At 50.6% G+C, this 16,823-nt stretch carries 11 protein-coding genes; 2 read left to right on the top strand and 9 right to left on the bottom strand.

The annotated features are described in order from the left end of the window. Positions 1-65: 65 nt before the first annotated feature. The 9 genes from BBD42_RS11435 to ftsE all read right to left on the bottom strand — a co-directional run bounded on the left by BBD42_RS11435 (position 66) and on the right by ftsE (position 12,900). Complete coding sequence (locus tag BBD42_RS11435; RefSeq protein ID WP_099518270.1) at positions 66-647, bottom strand: TetR/AcrR family transcriptional regulator; 582 nt, start codon at positions 645-647, stop codon at positions 66-68. Positions 648-839: 192 nt separating this feature from the next. Next, complete coding sequence (locus BBD42_RS11430) at positions 840-1,052, bottom strand: hypothetical protein (RefSeq protein ID WP_099518269.1); 213 nt, start codon at positions 1,050-1,052, stop codon at positions 840-842. A gap of 356 nt (positions 1,053-1,408) precedes the next feature. Beyond that, positions 1,409-4,291 (bottom strand): excinuclease ABC subunit UvrA, encoded by a 2,883-nt coding sequence (gene uvrA, locus BBD42_RS11425; protein ID WP_099518268.1) that lies wholly within the window; start codon positions 4,289-4,291, stop codon positions 1,409-1,411. Between the two features lie 42 nt (positions 4,292-4,333). After that, complete coding sequence (gene uvrB, locus BBD42_RS11420) at positions 4,334-6,331, bottom strand: excinuclease ABC subunit UvrB (protein ID WP_481855934.1); 1,998 nt, start codon at positions 6,329-6,331, stop codon at positions 4,334-4,336. Between the two features lie 335 nt (positions 6,332-6,666). Further along, positions 6,667-8,004: a PDZ domain-containing protein gene (locus BBD42_RS11415; RefSeq protein WP_099518266.1), complete on the bottom strand. Its 1,338-nt coding sequence runs from the start codon at positions 8,002-8,004 to the stop codon at positions 6,667-6,669. Positions 8,005-8,146: 142 nt separating this feature from the next. After that, the gene (locus BBD42_RS11410; RefSeq protein ID WP_099518265.1) at positions 8,147-9,682 is read right to left on the bottom strand and encodes a S41 family peptidase; all 1,536 of its coding nucleotides are present in this window, start codon (positions 9,680-9,682) and stop codon (positions 8,147-8,149) included. Between the two features lie 355 nt (positions 9,683-10,037). After that, complete coding sequence (locus BBD42_RS11405; RefSeq protein ID WP_237163449.1) at positions 10,038-11,300, bottom strand: murein hydrolase activator EnvC family protein; 1,263 nt, start codon at positions 11,298-11,300, stop codon at positions 10,038-10,040. 12 nt (positions 11,301-11,312) lie between these two features. After that, positions 11,313-12,224 carry a permease-like cell division protein FtsX gene (ftsX, locus tag BBD42_RS11400; protein WP_099518263.1) on the bottom strand — a complete coding sequence of 304 codons (912 nt, stop codon included), beginning with the start codon at positions 12,222-12,224 and terminating at the stop codon, positions 11,313-11,315. Further along, a complete protein-coding gene (gene ftsE, locus BBD42_RS11395) occupies positions 12,214-12,900 on the bottom strand; it encodes a cell division ATP-binding protein FtsE (RefSeq protein WP_046229739.1) in 687 nt (228 codons plus the stop codon). The genes ftsX and ftsE overlap by 11 nt, the downstream gene beginning before the upstream one ends. A gap of 172 nt (positions 12,901-13,072) precedes the next feature. On the opposite strand from ftsE, the gene BBD42_RS11390 reads away from it, so the two are divergent. Together BBD42_RS11390 and BBD42_RS11385 are read left to right on the top strand one after the other, a co-directional pair. Beyond that, positions 13,073-14,554, top strand: coding sequence for a VanW family protein (locus BBD42_RS11390; protein WP_099518262.1), 1,482 nt, complete (start codon positions 13,073-13,075; stop codon positions 14,552-14,554). 237 nt (positions 14,555-14,791) lie between these two features. Further along, on the top strand, positions 14,792-16,741 hold the full coding sequence (locus BBD42_RS11385) for an amidase family protein (protein ID WP_099518261.1): 1,950 nt from the start codon (positions 14,792-14,794) through the stop codon (positions 16,739-16,741). The last annotated feature ends 82 nt before the right edge of the window (positions 16,742-16,823 follow it).

The following is a 16,823-nucleotide window of genomic DNA, read 5'->3' as shown; positions in this document are numbered from 1 at the left end:
TCATAGCTTCTCTAATATTTATATTGTTGCTTATTAATGTGTCCGGCTTTCTCAGGGAAATGCAGCTAAATGCCTAATAAGCCGAAAAATTCAAAGCGCGCCGTTTCCGCAGCCAGCAATTCCGCAGATTTTACCGCGATAGCATCGCTTTCCGGCGTGCTGCGAAACAGCCAACGAGACAGTACGCCTTCAATGAGGCTCATCAGAAATGCTGCTCGCAGCTTGGCATCAATGGCGGCGGGCAGCATGCCCAGCTCAGTGGCACGTTCAATATTGAGTACAAAAGATTGCTCCATCGCCATTTGAGTAACCGTTATTTCCTGTCTCACGACTTCGCTGAATCCCGTGCCATCCAGCAGCATGCCCATTAAATACCGATTTTCCTTGGCAAAATGGAACAGCTCGGTCAGCAAATGCTCAGAGGCCGAAACCATGTCCTGCACCGAACCAGCATTTTTACGATAGCCTTGCCCAATAACCGTAAGCAGCCGCTCCCGGCCATCCTGTACAATTTCTATAGCTATTGCTTCTTTGCTTTTGAAATACCAATAGAAAGTGCCTTGTGCAACCCCTGCATCCGCTACAATATCCGAAACTTTCGTCGAATGGTAACCATGAAGGGCAAAACGCTTCAGTGCGGACTCCATAATCTGGTGTTTGCGCTCCGCATTGTTCGCCGTATTCCGATCTACGGTTCCGATAAAGCATCGCCTCCATTGATTGACTCGTCAGTCAGTTTTGTTTTAAATCCTATCGGATCACTGGTATATTGTCAAGTAGGCAATAAAAAAAGTCCGCCCAGGTTGGATTCAACTTGGACGAACTTTTTTTGTTTTTCCTTATGCCAACCATACTTTGGCGATCATGACGTAATCAATAAACAAAAACAATCCCAAAGATACAGCTGTGAAACCAATCGCAAAAATGTTCTTCTTGCGCTCTTTGACCAACCGGACAAAGCCGATCAATAACAAAATTGTAAACGCAAGCATGAACCAGTCAAACGTGTTAATGTTGCTGGTCGTTTGTGCTGCTTCTTCTGCCAAAAACATTTGAATGACCCCTCCCACAGTTAAGCTTTTGCTCCATTCCACTTGCTTTAGGACCAGTCTTCCAAACTAAAAAATCCATTTGGCCATACGCATCCTATCCTAACCTATATGTTATCTTTTCCATGCGTCCGACGCAAGTCCGAATCTGTTTTCGTAACAACTTTGTCACGTTTGTCCATGAAGTACGCCGCATCCTGACTAACCGCTAGCAGGAGGCTTTGCTGCTATCTCATTATACGGTGTCCAGCTTTGTCCAACCTTATAACCTGCAGCCGTCATTAAATGTAGCTAAAGGAACAATCAAACATAGAAAAAAGGCTAGCCCCTATCGGTTGGCTAGCCTCATAATACCAAGCTTAATTAGATGCTGCCGCAACGGAAGATTCCGTCTCGCGACGCTGGATAGTCCGTTCACGGTCACGTTCCATAATAGGCTTCAGGTATTTTCCTGTATAGGACTTGTCTACCTTGGCCACTTCCTCAGGCGTTCCCGTTGCCACGATCATTCCGCCGCCGCTTCCGCCTTCCGGTCCCAAATCGATCAAATAATCGGCTGTCTTAATAACGTCCAGATTATGCTCAATGACGAGTACCGATTCGCCCGAATCAACAAGGCGGTGCAACACCATCAGCAGACGGTCAATATCATCGGCATGCAGGCCTGTCGTCGGCTCATCCAAAATGTACATCGTTTTGCCCGTACTCCGGCGATACAGCTCGGAAGCCAGCTTAACACGTTGTGCTTCGCCGCCAGACAATGTAGTTGCAGGTTGTCCCAGGCGCATATAGCCTAAACCTACATCAAGCAGCGTCTGCAATTTGCGCTGAATTCTCGGAATATTTTCAAAAAACTTGCAGCCATCCTCAATCGTCATTTCGAGAACATCAGCAATGCTCTTGCCTTTATATTTCACTTCCAGCGTTTCACGATTGTAACGCTTGCCTTTGCAAATTTCACAAGGAACGTACACGTCAGGGAGGAAATGCATTTCAATCTTGATAATGCCGTCTCCACGGCAAGCCTCGCAGCGGCCGCCCTTCACATTAAAGCTGAATCTGCCCTTCTTATAGCCCCGTACCTTGGACTCATTGGTCGAGGCATAAAGGTCGCGAACGTCATCAAACATGCCGGTATACGTAGCAGGATTCGAGCGCGGCGTTCTGCCAATCGGCGATTGGTCAATGTCGATGACCTTCTCCAAATGCTCGATACCGCGCATTTCCTTATATTGTCCTGGACGTGTTCTCGCTCGGTTCAAATCACGAGCAAGCGTCTTATATACGATTTCATTGACGAAGGTCGATTTGCCCGAACCTGATACGCCAGTAACTGCCGTAAAAATGCCAAGCGGAATTTTCACATTGACCCCGCGCAAATTATTTTCCTTCGCACCGCGAACTTCCAACCACTTATCGCCCGCAGCGCGGCGCTCCAGCGGTACCTCAATAAACTTGCGCCCGCTCAAATATTGGCCAGTCAACGAATGCTCATTGTGCATAATCTCCGCTGGTGTTCCTTCGGCGATAACGGTACCGCCATGAATGCCCGCACCAGGGCCAATATCGATAATGTAATCAGCCGCCAGCATCGTATCCTCATCATGCTCTACAACAATAAGCGTATTGCCAATATCCCGCATGTGCACAAGCGTCTCAATCAGCCGATCATTGTCCCGCTGATGCAGTCCGATACTCGGCTCATCCAAAATATAAAGAACGCCCATCAGGCTCGAACCGATCTGCGTTGCCAATCGAATTCGCTGTGCTTCACCGCCGGACAACGTTCCCGCCGCACGGTTCATTGCCAAATATTCCAGCCCCACATTGACAAGGAAGCCCAGCCGGCTGTTAATCTCCTTCAAAATCAGATTGGCAATCGTTTGTTCCTTCTCCGTTAATACCAAGCCTTCGAAGAAGCGCTGCGAATCGCCAATGGAAAGCGAAGTGACGTGAGCGATGTTCTGGGAGGCAATCGTTACAGCTAGTGTTTCCTTGCGCAGCCGCTGGCCTTTGCAGCCGCCACATGGCTTGGCACTCATATAAGCTTCGATATACTCACGCATGGAATCGGACGCTGTCTCGCGGTAGCGCCGCTCCAAATTATTAACGATACCTTCAAATGGCACATAAGCCTCTTTGCGATGACCAAAGTCATTCTCATATAGAAAGCGAACACGTTCTCCACCCGTACCATAAAGCAGCTTATTCATTTGCTCGTCGCTGAGCTCAGAAACCGGCACATCCTGTGGAATGCCATAATGCTCGCAAACCGAGCTTAAAAACTGCGGATAATAATTGGATGTGCTTCCGGCCCAGGCAAGAAATGCTGCATCTTTAATGGATTTGCTCGTATCGGGAACGAGCAAATCTGGATCGACGATCATCTTCGCGCCTAAACCGTCGCAATCCGGACAAGCACCGAAAGGGCTGTTGAATGAAAACATCCGCGGTGCGAGTTCTTCTACGCTAAAGCCGCATACTGGACAAGCCAGGTTTGAGCTGAACAACAGTTCTTCTTTCTCCATTACGTCAACGAGCACCCGGCCATCGGCCAATTTAAGTGCCGTCTCTATTGAATCAGCCAAGCGGCTGTGCACGTCTGCCTTCACGACGATGCGGTCGACAACGACCTCAATGCTATGTTTTTTATTTTTCTCCAGCTCGATCTTCTCACTGAGCTCGCGCAGCTCGCCATTTACGCGAACACGGACGAAGCCCTGCTTCTGAATATCGGCAAACAGCTTCGTATGCTCGCCCTTGCGGCCGGAAACGAGAGGTGCCAAAATTTGCAGCTTCGTCTTCTCGGGATATTCCATAATACGGTCAACCATTTGGCCTACGGTCTGCGAAGTAATCTCGATCCCATGTTCTGGACAATGAGGCTTGCCAATCCGTGCGAACAGCAAGCGTAGGTAATCGTAAATTTCCGTTACTGTACCTACAGTCGAACGAGGATTGCGGCTAGTCGTCTTCTGGTCAATCGAAATGGCCGGAGACAAGCCTTCAATGGAATCCACATCGGGCTTCTCCATCTGGCCGAGAAACTGTCTGGCATAGGCAGATAAGGACTCCACATAACGGCGCTGTCCTTCGGCGTAAATCGTATCAAATGCAAGGGACGATTTGCCTGAGCCGCTCAATCCCGTTAATACAACAAACTTGTCGCGCGGAATGGTGACATCAATATTTTTCAAATTGTGTGCACGAGCGCCTTTGACTACAATTTTGTCGCTACCCAATCTTATTTCCTCCTCTATCCTGTCCATCCTCTTGATTCGCTTCTACAATCCTGCACGCAGTTCCAGCAACGCGTCACGAAGCTCGGCTGCCCGCTCAAATTGCAGGTTTTTCGCCGCATCCTTCATTTCAACTTCCAATCTATTAATCATCGACTGACGGTCCTTCTTCGACATCTTGCCAGATCCGGCATCCGCCAAATAATCGGCCTTCTGCTCGGCAACCTTGGTCGCTTCAATCACTTCCAATACCTTCTTGCGAATCGTCTGCGGCGTAATGCCATGCTTCTCGTTGAAAGCTTCTTGAATCGTCCGCCGACGTTCTGTTTCCTTCATTGCACGGCCCATAGAATCCGTCACCTTATCGCCGTACATGATAACCCGGCCTTCGCTGTTGCGCGCCGCGCGTCCAATCGTTTGAATGAGGGAGCGGTCTGAGCGCAGGAAGCCTTCCTTATCCGCATCCAAAATCGCTACCAGCGATACTTCGGGCAAATCAAGCCCTTCCCGAAGCAGGTTAATGCCCACCAGTACGTGGAACACGCCCAGCCTTAGATCGCGCAATATTGCAATCCGCTCCAGCGTCTTAATATCCGAGTGCAAATAACGCACCTTCACGCCAATTTCCTTAAAATAATCGGTTAGATCCTCCGCCATCTTCTTCGTCAGCGTCGTCACCAATACCCGTTCATCCTTCGCTACCCGATCGCGAATTTCGCCCAGCAAATCATCGATCTGTCCCTTCGTTGGCCGAAGCTCAATGATCGGATCAAGCAGGCCGGTAGGACGAATAATTTGCTCTACCATTGTCGGGCATTGCTCCAGTTCAAAAGGACCCGGTGTAGCAGAGACATAAATCGTCTGCTTAGCCTTCGCCTCAAACTCCTCGAACTTAAGCGGCCGATTGTCCATCGCCGATGGCAGCCGGAAACCGTGATTGACGAGCATTTCCTTCCTAGCCCGGTCGCCATTGTACATGGCGCGAATCTGCGGCAGCGATACATGCGACTCATCAATCACAATGAGCATGTCATCCGGAAAATAATCGAAGAGCGTATACGGCGTTGCTCCCCGTTCCCGGAACGTCAATGGACCCGAATAGTTCTCGATGCCTGAGCAAAAACCCATCTCGCTCATCATCTCAATATCATAGCGCGTACGCTGCTCAAGCCGCTGCGCCTCCAGCAGCTTGCCCGCTTCCTTAAGCTCGGCAAGCCGCTCCTCCAGCTCTCGCTCAATATTAACGAGCGCAAGCTTCATCGTCTCCTCATGAGTTACAAAGTGAGACGCTGGAAAAATCGCAACATGCTCACGCTCGCCCACGATCTCGCCGGTCAATACGTCAATTTCCGTAATCCGTTCAATCTCGTCGCCGAACAGTTCAATTCTAATCGCCCGCTCATTATTGGCAACGGGAAAAATCTCTATAATATCGCCGCGGACACGGAATGTCCCGCGAATAAAGTTAATATCGTTGCGCTGATATTGAATATCGACCAGCTTATGCAAAATCGCATCGCGGGGCTTCTCCATCCCTACGCGCAGCGACAGCAGCATGCTGCCGTACTCCTTCGGCGAACCTAAGCCATAGATACAGGAAACGCTGGCTACAACAATAACGTCTCTGCGTTCGAACAGCGAGCTGGTCGAAGAGTGGCGCAGCTTATCAATCTCTTCATTGATGCTCGAATCCTTCTCAATATACGTATCGGTTGAAGGAATATAAGCTTCCGGCTGAAAATAATCGTAATAGCTGACGAAATACTCCACGGCATTATCGGGAAAAAAAGACTTAAATTCGCTGCACAGCTGCGCTGCGAGCGTCTTGTTATGCGCAATAACGAGCGTAGGCCGATTCACCTGCGCAATCATATTGGCAATCGTATAGGTCTTTCCCGTTCCAGTCGCCCCAAGCAGCGTTTGAAATCTCTCTCCTGCTTCAACGCCTTCAACCAGCTGCTTAATGGCACGCGGCTGGTCGCCTTGCGGCGTATAGTCGGACTTAATCTCAAAGTTACGGGCTTGCGGTGCAAGATTACTCACTTCAGCCATCCACTCCTTCTTCGTTCCTCAGCTATCTATCATTATAGTCTATATCGTGCAAAAGAAGCAGCAAGCCTCAATTTGTTCATGCTGTTACAAGTAATTCCAGTTCATGCAGACAAATCTGCTCTTCTATAAGAATATGTGTTCCCGTTTATTATAGCTCTAAGCATTCTCCGATGCAACCAGCTAAATTTCCCTACATGAGGCCAAATAAAAAAGCGCAGTGACAGAATCAAAAAATCTGTCACTGCGCTTTTGGAACAATATTTGCTATCAGCCTGTCCAGCAGGCCTAGACAAAAGCCATTTAGAACGGTAGTACCGCAGCTCATGCTATACTGACGTTTTTTCGCCAGACGCGGCATTATTTACAGCAGCCGGCACTTTAGATGAACCCCGGCGATGCGCCGTACGCTTGCGTTTCAACAAGTCAATCAGCGAAGCAGGGCCTGAGGCCGCATAGAAATTCGCATCCTCGTCCGGCGCCAAAATAACTCCGAGCTGATGATGCTCATTTTCATAACGCGCACGCTGCACAAACTTTACTTCACCCGCATAGTTCAGCACTTCCAGCTTGCAAAAAGCCGAGTTGAGATGCAGCGCGGCATGCAGATCAGCCTTCGAATGCACGCGAACACCATTAACCTTGGAAATAATTTCTCCAGCTTGAAGCCCCAGCGCCTCAGCCGGCGTTTGCGGCAAAATGCCTAGCAAGCGCAAGCCGCGCTGGTCATGGACGAAAAGCGGGCTGCTGGCATTTTCCAGCCTGCGGCTGCGCCAGATGATCGCTTCATGGAGCAGCAGCGAGCAGAGCGCGGCAATCGGCAGCAGCACGGGCAGCCACCAAGCCAGCAAAGCGGCTGCTGCGAGTGCGACGCTGTAAAGCAGCAAGCCTTTCGCGGCGTGTCTGGCCTTCTCCTCAGGCAGCATCGAGCGTGTCAATTCGCTAAAGCCGATAATCATCGGCAGCGCGGCGATCGTCCAGCCCTGCGACCAATCTGCGCCAAGCAGCGGCGTCCACGGCAATGCTGCTGTTGCAGCGCCAGTGCCTGCACCTCCACCAACAGGAACGAGCAGCAGCAAAGGCACCGGCCAAAAGCTTTGCAGCATGTAGCCGCCGACAATTTTCCCTCTCTTGCCCGAGAGGAACAGCGGCGTCGCCAGCTTGCCGCCCTGATTTCGCACTAGCAGCGCCTCTGCCAAGTGCAGCAGAGCTACGAGCATGAACAGCCCCGTCATATCCATGGCGGCGAGTGAAGCTGCAGCTTGACCGGCTATGCCTTCGCCTGAAGCCAGCGGCGTAAACCCAACGATCCACTGCAGCAGGCCAAGTACGCCGGCAGCATAAGCGAAGCATAAATAACGGATGCGAAACAGCATGAGCAGCGCTGAGACGCCCCATAACCACATCACTGATTGCTGGGTAACGGCAACGCCAATAAACGCGCCTACAAGGGATACAGCTAGTCCTACCAGCAAGCCTGTGACGATTGCCCGGCCGAGCAGCCGGGGCCATATATGCAGCTTGACGGCGAACAATTGCCGTTCAAGCTTAATCTGCTTTGTGTATTGGAGCAAAATAAATAAAATAGCCACATAATAAAAAGGTTGTACCAGCAGTTGAAGCAACGCCAGCTGGAATTGCTGCAACAAAGCAAGAGCCTGATTCACCGCATACACTCCTTCATTTTTACCAACTTATTCCTTTAGCCGCCTTTGCGGCATTTTCCCGCCTCACACCTGCTGCCTATTCAAAAGAAAAGGCTGACTCCGAAGACAGAGTCAACCTTGTAATGGATTCGACAACGAGGCGTTATTTCCTGCCTACCCGTTCAATCGCTTCCCGAAGCTGCACATCGTTGTTCTTGTCTTTAATCCATGCAATAACCGCCTTCTCCAATGCTGCGGCTGTCGACTTGTCCAGTTCTCCCGTCACCGGAAGACTTGAGTTTCGCTGAAATTGCTTAACAGCTTGCACGGTTTCCTCATTGAAATAACCATCATTGCGCTTCGGCTCATACCCAAGCCCTTTAAGCATAATTTGCGCACTGCGAATTTGCTCATTGTTCATATCGCGCTTCAGCGTTTCGGTTATCGTCAGCCGCGCAACGGTGTAAAGCGATGGAGGGGCTACGGCCACGGTCGGCTCAACGCCCTTCTCATGAATCCAGACGCCTTCTGGCGTCAGCCACTTGGCAATCGTCATTTTCACAAGACTGCCATCTCCCAGCGCTTTATTGTAGCTCACCTGTACCGTTCCTTTCCCGAACGTCGTCTCGCCGACCAGTATCGCACCGGCTTCCTCGCCCAGCGCGCCAGCCAATATTTCCGAGGCGCTGGCGCTGCCTTTGTTCATGACTACGGCGACCGGATAGGCTTTGCGGCTGCCTTTGGACAACGTCTTCTCCCGCTTGCCGTCGCGATCCTCCACCTGAACAATCGCACTGCCCTTCGCAATAAACTGCTCGGCAATTTCTACAACGACCGGCAATACGCCGCCAGGGTTATTGCGGACGTCAATTACGAGGCCCTTAAGCCCTTGCCGTCCCTTATCGCCTGCTCCTTCGCTGACCTGGGCACCAGACTGTACCTGAGCCTGCCCTGCCGCCTGCTGCTTCGCTTCCTGCTCCAGACGGGCAAGCTCTTCCTTGAAGCGTTCAGCCGTATTGAGCGAAAACTGGCGGATTTCAATGACGCCAATCCGGTCATCGGACAAATGGGCATATACGGTCTCCACATCAATATCATCCCGTATTAAAATCAGCTGGATCGATTCGCTTGTGCCTGCCCGCTGGATCTGCAGCTTGGCCTTCGTCCCTTTCGGGCCGCGAATTTTGTCTACAGCCTCATTCAGCCCAAGACCCTCCAGCTTCTCTCCATTGACCGAAATGACGACATCCTTCGCCAGCAGCCCCGCCCGTTCGGCAGGAGAGCCTTTGATCGGGGATACGACGACGAGCTTTCCGTTTTGCAGCGTCACTTCCGCACCAATACCTGTGAAAGATCCTTCGATGGATTCGGAAAAATGCTGCGCTGACGTCTTCTCCATATAAACGGAGTAAGGATCATCCAGCGATTCCAGCATGCCTTTGACTGCGCCGTCTACCAGCTCTTCACGATCCGTCTTCTTCACATATTTGGTTTCAATCAAATCAAGCACCGCATTCATTTTGTCAATCTCGGCTTCATTCAGATCATGTTGCCCGCTAGTTTCGGCAGCTGCCGGAGCGGAGCCTGACGCCTGATAGCTGCTCACGACAAGATCGCGAGCCACTACAAGCGTGACCAGAACAGAAGCGAGCATCGTAATCATCACAAAAGCAATGACTGTACGGCCTCTAAACTGCATATTCAGGACACCACCTTCTCGTTTGACCACAGCATTAAATAGAACCTACTTCAGTTCATGCCTTCCCGTTTGGAGGACACGCCCTAGTATATGACAAGTTCTGTCCTTTTATTTGCGTCCGACCAGCGACCTGCTTATTCCATATTTTTCATTCCGGGAACTATAGAGAATGGATAACGTTAAATATCCTTTCTCAATAGTTCAAGCGTAAACGGCGCTGCCATCCTTTGACGGCAACGCTCGTTTCACGCAGAAGCAGAAATAGAAATAGAAGCTGACTAATTATGAAGTCATGTATAATTGATTGGATTTCGAACAAGGGCAGCCCGAAGGCTGCCGCTTGTTGCTGATCGTCCTATTTTAAATAGCTGCTTGGATCAGTTGTTGATCCGTTAATACGCACCTCAAAATGCAAATGCGGTCCGGTGGAATTGCCCGTACTGCCAACCTCGGCAATTTTTTGGCCTTTTGTAACACTGTCGCCTTTGCTTACTTTAATGCCGCCTTCGCGAATATGGCCATACAGCGTCCACATGCCGCCGCCATGGTCGATAATGACAGCATTGCCATAACCGCTCCAGCGCTGCGCCATAATAACAACGCCGCTTTCCGCTGCATGAATAGCCGTTCCCTGAGGAGCTGCAAAGTCGATGCCGGTATGGAGCTTCTTAGAGCCCGTAATCGGGTGAATCCGATAGCCATAGCCCGAGCTGACACGATACGAGTCAAAAATAGGCATGCCCAGCTTACCGCCCGTATAGACTGTACCGCCGCTTCCGCCTCCGTTGCTGCCATTGCCTTTACCCGCAGCAGCAGCCGCAGCTGCAGCAGCTTTTTCTCTCGCGATTCTTTCCGCTTCCAGCTTCGCCACCTTCTCGGCTTCCAGCTCGGATACCTTCTGTGCGAATTCAATCATTAGCGCTTCCTGCTCTGCGCTTATATCTTCGAGATCCTCAAGCTGATGATCATATTCAGCAACGAGCTTGTTTTTCTCGGCTTCTTTTTTCGCTAGATCGCTTTGGTAGTTTTGCAGCTTGGTGTACATCGTTTTGACTTCTTCAAGCTTGTGCTCGACCTCAGCTTTTTTCTCCTCAACCAGCGCCTGATCAACCTTGTTTTGCTCTAAAATGCTGCGATCCTGGCTTAATATCAGCTGAAGCGAATCGAAGCGGTCGATAAAATCGGAAAAGCTGCTCGCATTCAGCAAGACGTCAAGATACGACACCGAGCCGTTCTCATACATAAGCCGCAGACGCTGCTGAATCAGAATGTCGCGTGTTTTGACACGGCCTTCCGCTTCTACCAGCTCCGCGCCAGCCTGTTGCAGCTCCGACTCCGTTTGATCAACCTTTGCTTGCGTATTATTCATATTGACTACAACAGCATCCAACTGTGCCAATACGGCTTTAATAGAAGCTTGTACATCAGATTTGAGTGTCGATACTTCCGTCTTTTGCTGCTCTGTCGCGTCAGCTTCCTTCTGCGCCTTGTCAATGGCCTTCTTGGCATCTGAAAGCTGCTTATTAATGCTGTCCAGCGATGCGGCACTGCTGCTCAGTGGCTGTACAAGCAATACCGTCATTATCACCATAAGAACGATTAGATTTCTTCTCTTCACCGATGCTTCCACCTACACTTTCAAATATTTTCGAATGGATATCGTACTGCCCCATATGCCGATCAAGGTGCCAAGTCCAATCAATACACCGCTAATTTGAAGTCCTACTTCCTGAACCGATACGAGACTAAGCATCATTAGCCCAAGTCCCTCCTGCGTCAATGTAACAAACTGTGCGTAGCTGATGAGCAGCACAACCGTCGTCAATATCGAAGCAATCATGCCAATAAGCGCACCTTCAATAAAAAACGGCCAACGGATAAACGCATTCGTCGCTCCTACCAATTTCATAATGCCGATTTCCCGGCGTCTAGCGACAATCGTCACTTTAATCGTGTTGGAAATGAGGAACATAGCGGTTACCGTAAGCGCCAGCACAATCACGAGGCCAATGGTACGTACCGCATTCGTAATTTTGAACAGCGTCTCGATTTTGCCTTCCCCATATTTCACGCTCGTAATAGGCGCTGTTTCATCGCCTGTGTTAAGCGTTTCGATCTGCGCAGCTGCATTGCTGACAGACTGGGGATTGAATACTTCTACGGTAAAAGAGTCCGGGAGCGGATTGCTCGCATCGTCATAGCCGTCAAGCAAGCCTTCGTCGCTCAAGTTTTTGCGAAGCTCCTCGAGCCCCTGTTCCTTCGTAACGAGCGTAACCTTCTTCACCTCAGGAATGAGGCGGATTTTATTCTCGACCTCATCCATCTTCGCCTTGTCTATATCCAGCTGCAGAAATACGCGAATTTCCACCTTGCTCTCCACCGAGGAGGCAAAATTGTTGACATTCAGCGCCAGCAGCATAAAAGCCCCTAGTAAAAATAACGAAATAAAAATCGAGCTAATGGAAGCAAACGACATCCAACCGTTGCGAATAATATTTTTGCAGCCTTCTCTAAGGTGGCGGAGCAGGGTTCTAAATTTCATAACCGTACTCCCCTCTTGCCTCATCCCGAACGACCAAGCCATTCTCGATTGCGATGACACGCTTGCGCAAGCTGTTTACTATATCGCGGTTATGCGTCGCCATGACGATGGTCGAGCCGCGAAAGTTGATTTCCTCCAGCAAAGCCATAATTTCCATGGACGTCTCCGGGTCCAAATTGCCGGTAGGCTCGTCCGCTACAATAACCGACGGGTTATTCACTATTGCCCGGGCAATCGACACACGCTGCTGCTCTCCCCCTGAAAGCTGGGCCGGCAGGCTGGCATGCTTATGCTTGAGGCCGACGAGATCGAGAACCTCCATCGTCCTTTTTTTGATAATCCGCTTTGGAGCTTCGATAACCTCCATCGCAAAAGCGACATTTTCAAACACGGTCAGCTTCGGAAGCAATCTAAAATCTTGAAAAATAACGCCTATGTTCCGCCGTACAAATGGAATTTTCCGCGGCTTCAGCTTGCCTATATTAAAACCATTTACGGAAAGCTGCCCTTTCGTAGGCACTTCCTCGCGATAGATCAGCTTCATGAAGGTTGATTTCCCTGCCCCGGAAGGCCCTACCAAATACACAAATTCATTGCGATCTATGCGTACGGACACCCCTCGCAGTGCATGAGTACCGTCGACGTAAGTCTTCCAAATGTCTTGCATTTCAATCACGTTATCACATCCTGTTTTTAGTCAGCATTAGTAATTCGACAATGACGTGGTAAATCCTTTCTTTTCGACGGTTTCTTTCCTCATTTTTCACAATTCTCATATTCATTCTAGCTGCTTGCATATACATAACAGAGTCGTTTTTGCTTGACCCGGAGGAAGGGGGATTGTCCCATTGAAAAAATTGCATCTCATCAGCATTTATGTATTTGCCCTGCTGCTTGCAGCGTCCGTCAGCTCAGGCGGACTCACGTATTATGCCGAGCAGCGCACCGTTCCGGCAGGCGTAACCGCGGGAGGGCTGGATATTGGCGGGCTGCCTATCCCAGAAGCGATTAAACTGCTAAATGACTATGAGCAGGCGCTTGGAGCGCGTGAACTGACAGTCGCCACCGGCAATGCCGGCTCGGACAGGCGCACGTGGAGGGCCGAAGCGTTTGGCTACAAGGCCGATACCTCCGAGGTGCGCGGGGCTTTGCAGCAGCTTGGCAAAGGGGCGTTATGGGAAGCAGTGAAATACCGCTATCATTTTCCGCGAAACTTTGAGCTTGCGCAGACGTTTGATCAAGCTTTGTTCGAAAAGCTTATACGCCAGCAGTGGGGCTGGCTGGAGCAAAATGAGCCCAAGGATGCAGCTCGTATTATTACGGACCAGGATGAAATTTTTTATGAGCCGGAAGCAGAAGCATACCGTATTGAAATGAGCCGACTATCCGCTGACGTGAAAAGCTGGCTTTGGCTCGCCGCCGCTGCTAAATCCCCTGCGGAGCAAGCGGCATATAACACCGAACTTCCTGTCCTTACCCTTTCTCCCTCCGTCACGATCGAGCAGCTTAAAGCGCAAGGGGTTGAGCGCAAAATGATGTCATTCACGACCGACTTCGCTGCAAGTGCCGAGGGCCGCGCCTATAATGTCGCCTCAACGGCGGCTGCTCTCGACAACTGGCTGCTGGCTCCTGGCGAAATTTTTGATTACAGCAAAGTCATTCGCAGGGTTGAGGAAAAATACGGCTTTCGGGAAGCTCCCGTCATCTTGAACGGCAACCTTGTTCCCGGTATCGGCGGCGGCATCTGCCAAGTGTCCAGCACGCTTTACAACGCCGCACTGCGCGCAGGCCTTGAAATTGTCGAAAGACGCAACCACTCGCTGCCCGTCTCTTATTTGCCCGTTGGACAAGACGCTACCTATGCCGACGGCGCCATAAACTTTCGGTTTCGCAATTCAACGGACAAGTACATTGTCATTCGCGCAACATCTGCGGGCCGCAAGCTGACAATCAAGCTGTTCGGAAAAATGTCCGAGGATGTCCAATACCGCATTGAATCGGTTACCGTCGGCACTTTGTCTCCAGAGGTGCAGCAGCTACAAGACCCTGCGCTGCCAGCTGGCACACGCAAGGTGATTGCTCCAGGACGAAACGGCTATGTCGTCGACACATACAGAGTGGCGCTGGAAAAGGGCAAACCTCCAATTAAGGAACGCATTTCGCGCGACACTTACCGTGCCCAGCCTACTGTCATTCATATTGGCACAGGGAAAGCAGGGGGCACCGATCAAGCACCAGCACCACAACTCGATCCGGCTCCAAACGCACCGAGTACACCAAATGGATCGGGCACACCGACAGAGCCGCTGCTTGAGGACGGCATTAGCTAGCTTTCATTTTACATTTGATTAATATAACATAAACATGACACCAATAGATTGTTAATTATAATTTATGTCATTATTATTAACATAATGAGATAACGAGATTAAATCGTCGATATAGCTAGAAATACACTTATTCAATCGCTTACTTGGATGATTTTCAAGCCTTGCGCTCTCTATGCTCCCTACTATACTCTCTTATTAATGTTAGGTTACATTACATATTAGAGAGGGAGTTTAAAGATGCCAAATCTTCTTTCATCATGGAAAAAACACAGTGCTGCTTTGCTTGCCGGCGCATTGCTGCTCACAGGGCCTCTAACAGCCTCTACCGCTGCGGCAGCAGCTGTTTATCAAGAAGAAGCTACAAAAGCGATAGAGCTTAAGCTGGGGGATGCCAGCATTTCCCCTGATAAGCTCATCCCAGCTGCGGAGCTAAAAAAACTGTTTGATCAAAGCGCCAAGCTTGCAGGCGGAGACGCTACGTTTACAGCTGCGGTGAAAGGGGCGACCATCACTCGCAAGGATGCTGCAGTTATGATCGCAAAGGGACTGCATTTGTCCCCTGCTGCCGAGCCATACAAAGATGTGCCGGATAAAGCATCCTATGCTTCATCAGTGGGAGCAGTTATGGAAGCGAAGCTGATGCTTGGCGTGAACCAATCCCAATTTGCCCCAAACCAATCGCTGACTTATGCAGGCGCTTATGCACTTGCCTATCGCATTTATAATTACAGCATGCCATTCCTGCTGCCGGAAGCGACAATTGCCAGCATTCAGCAAGCTGTCGGCCAAGGCAAGCTCACCTACAAAGAGCTGGTTCAGCAATATTTGGATCGCATCGAGAAATACGATGACCAAGGCATTAAGCTGAACGCGATTTTGACGATCAATCCAAAGGCGCTCGAAATAGCCGAGGAGTTGGATAAAGAACGCGCAGCCTCTGGTATCCGCGGCCCGCTGCACGGCATTCCCGTCATCGTGAAGGACAACTATGACACGAATGATATGCCTACGACGGCAGGCTGTCTGTGCCTGAAGGATTCGATTCCTTCTGAGGATGCCGAGCAGGTTGCCAAGCTTAAGGCAGCAGGCGCCATTATTTTAGCCAAAGCCAACTTGCATGAGTTTGCATTCGGCATTACAACGAGCAGCTCCTTAGGCGGCCAAACCTTGAACCCTTATGCGCTGGACCACTACCCTGGAGGGTCCAGCGGCGGCACAGGCGCTGCCATTGCAGCGAACTTCGGCGTCATCGGCATGGGCACCGATACAGGCGGCTCCATCCGCATCCCATCGACCTATAACAGTCTGGTCGGCATTCGCCCAACGATTGGCCTCTCCAGCCGCGACGGCATCATTCCGCTCGCCCTGTCGCAGGACGTAGGCGGACCTATGACCCGCACCGTAACGGATGCAGCCATCGTACTCGATGCAACGGTCGGGTATGACCCTGACGACGTAGCGACAGCAGCAAGCATTAGCCACATTCCAAGCAGCTACACGAGCTATCTGGATGCAAAAGGCTTAAAGGGCGCACGCATCGGGGTGGCGACAGAGCTATTCGGCACTACAGAAGCGGAGCAGCCGACCACTGAAGTGGTACAAGCAGCTGTTAAGGACTTAGCTAAATTAGGTGCGGTAACTGTCGATATTACCATTCCAAACCTGAAGGAAATTATGGCTTACCCAAGCCTCAGCGGCTATGAATTCAAATTCCAGCTGAATGAATATTTGGCAGAGCTGGGCTCCAAAGCCCCTTACCACTCGCTTACTGAAATTATCGCTTCCGGCCAATTCGACAAATCGATGGAAGCTTCGCTCAAAACACGTGATGCCCGGCAATCGCTGAATACAGAGGATTACAAGGACATCGTGCTGTTCCGTACGAAAACGACAAAAGACGCGCTGCTGAAGGTGATGGCTGACAATAGGCTGGATGCGATTGTCTACCCATCCACTACGCAAACAGCTGCATTAATTGGCGAAGCGCAAAATGCAGGCGGCAACAATCGCCTCAGCCCGTTCTCCGGGTTCCCAGCCATTACCGTGCCTGCCGGCTACACAGCTGAAGGGCTCGGAGCGAGCATTGAATTCCTCGGCCGCGATTACAGCGAACCGACACTGATCAAACTGGCTTACTCGTACGAGCAAGGAACGAAGCATCGCGTCGCTCCTGTACTTGCCCCTTAAAGGGGAAGCACCTATACTTGCGATTACAATGATCACAAGCTCACGCGAGAATTCAAAAAAATCTCCAAACCCGCCGTAAAGG

The sequence above is a fragment of the Paenibacillus sp. BIHB 4019 genome (assembly GCF_002741035.1).
Classification (GTDB): domain Bacteria; phylum Bacillota; class Bacilli; order Paenibacillales; family Paenibacillaceae; genus Pristimantibacillus.
This window is presented reverse-complemented; position numbering and strand designations above follow the sequence as displayed.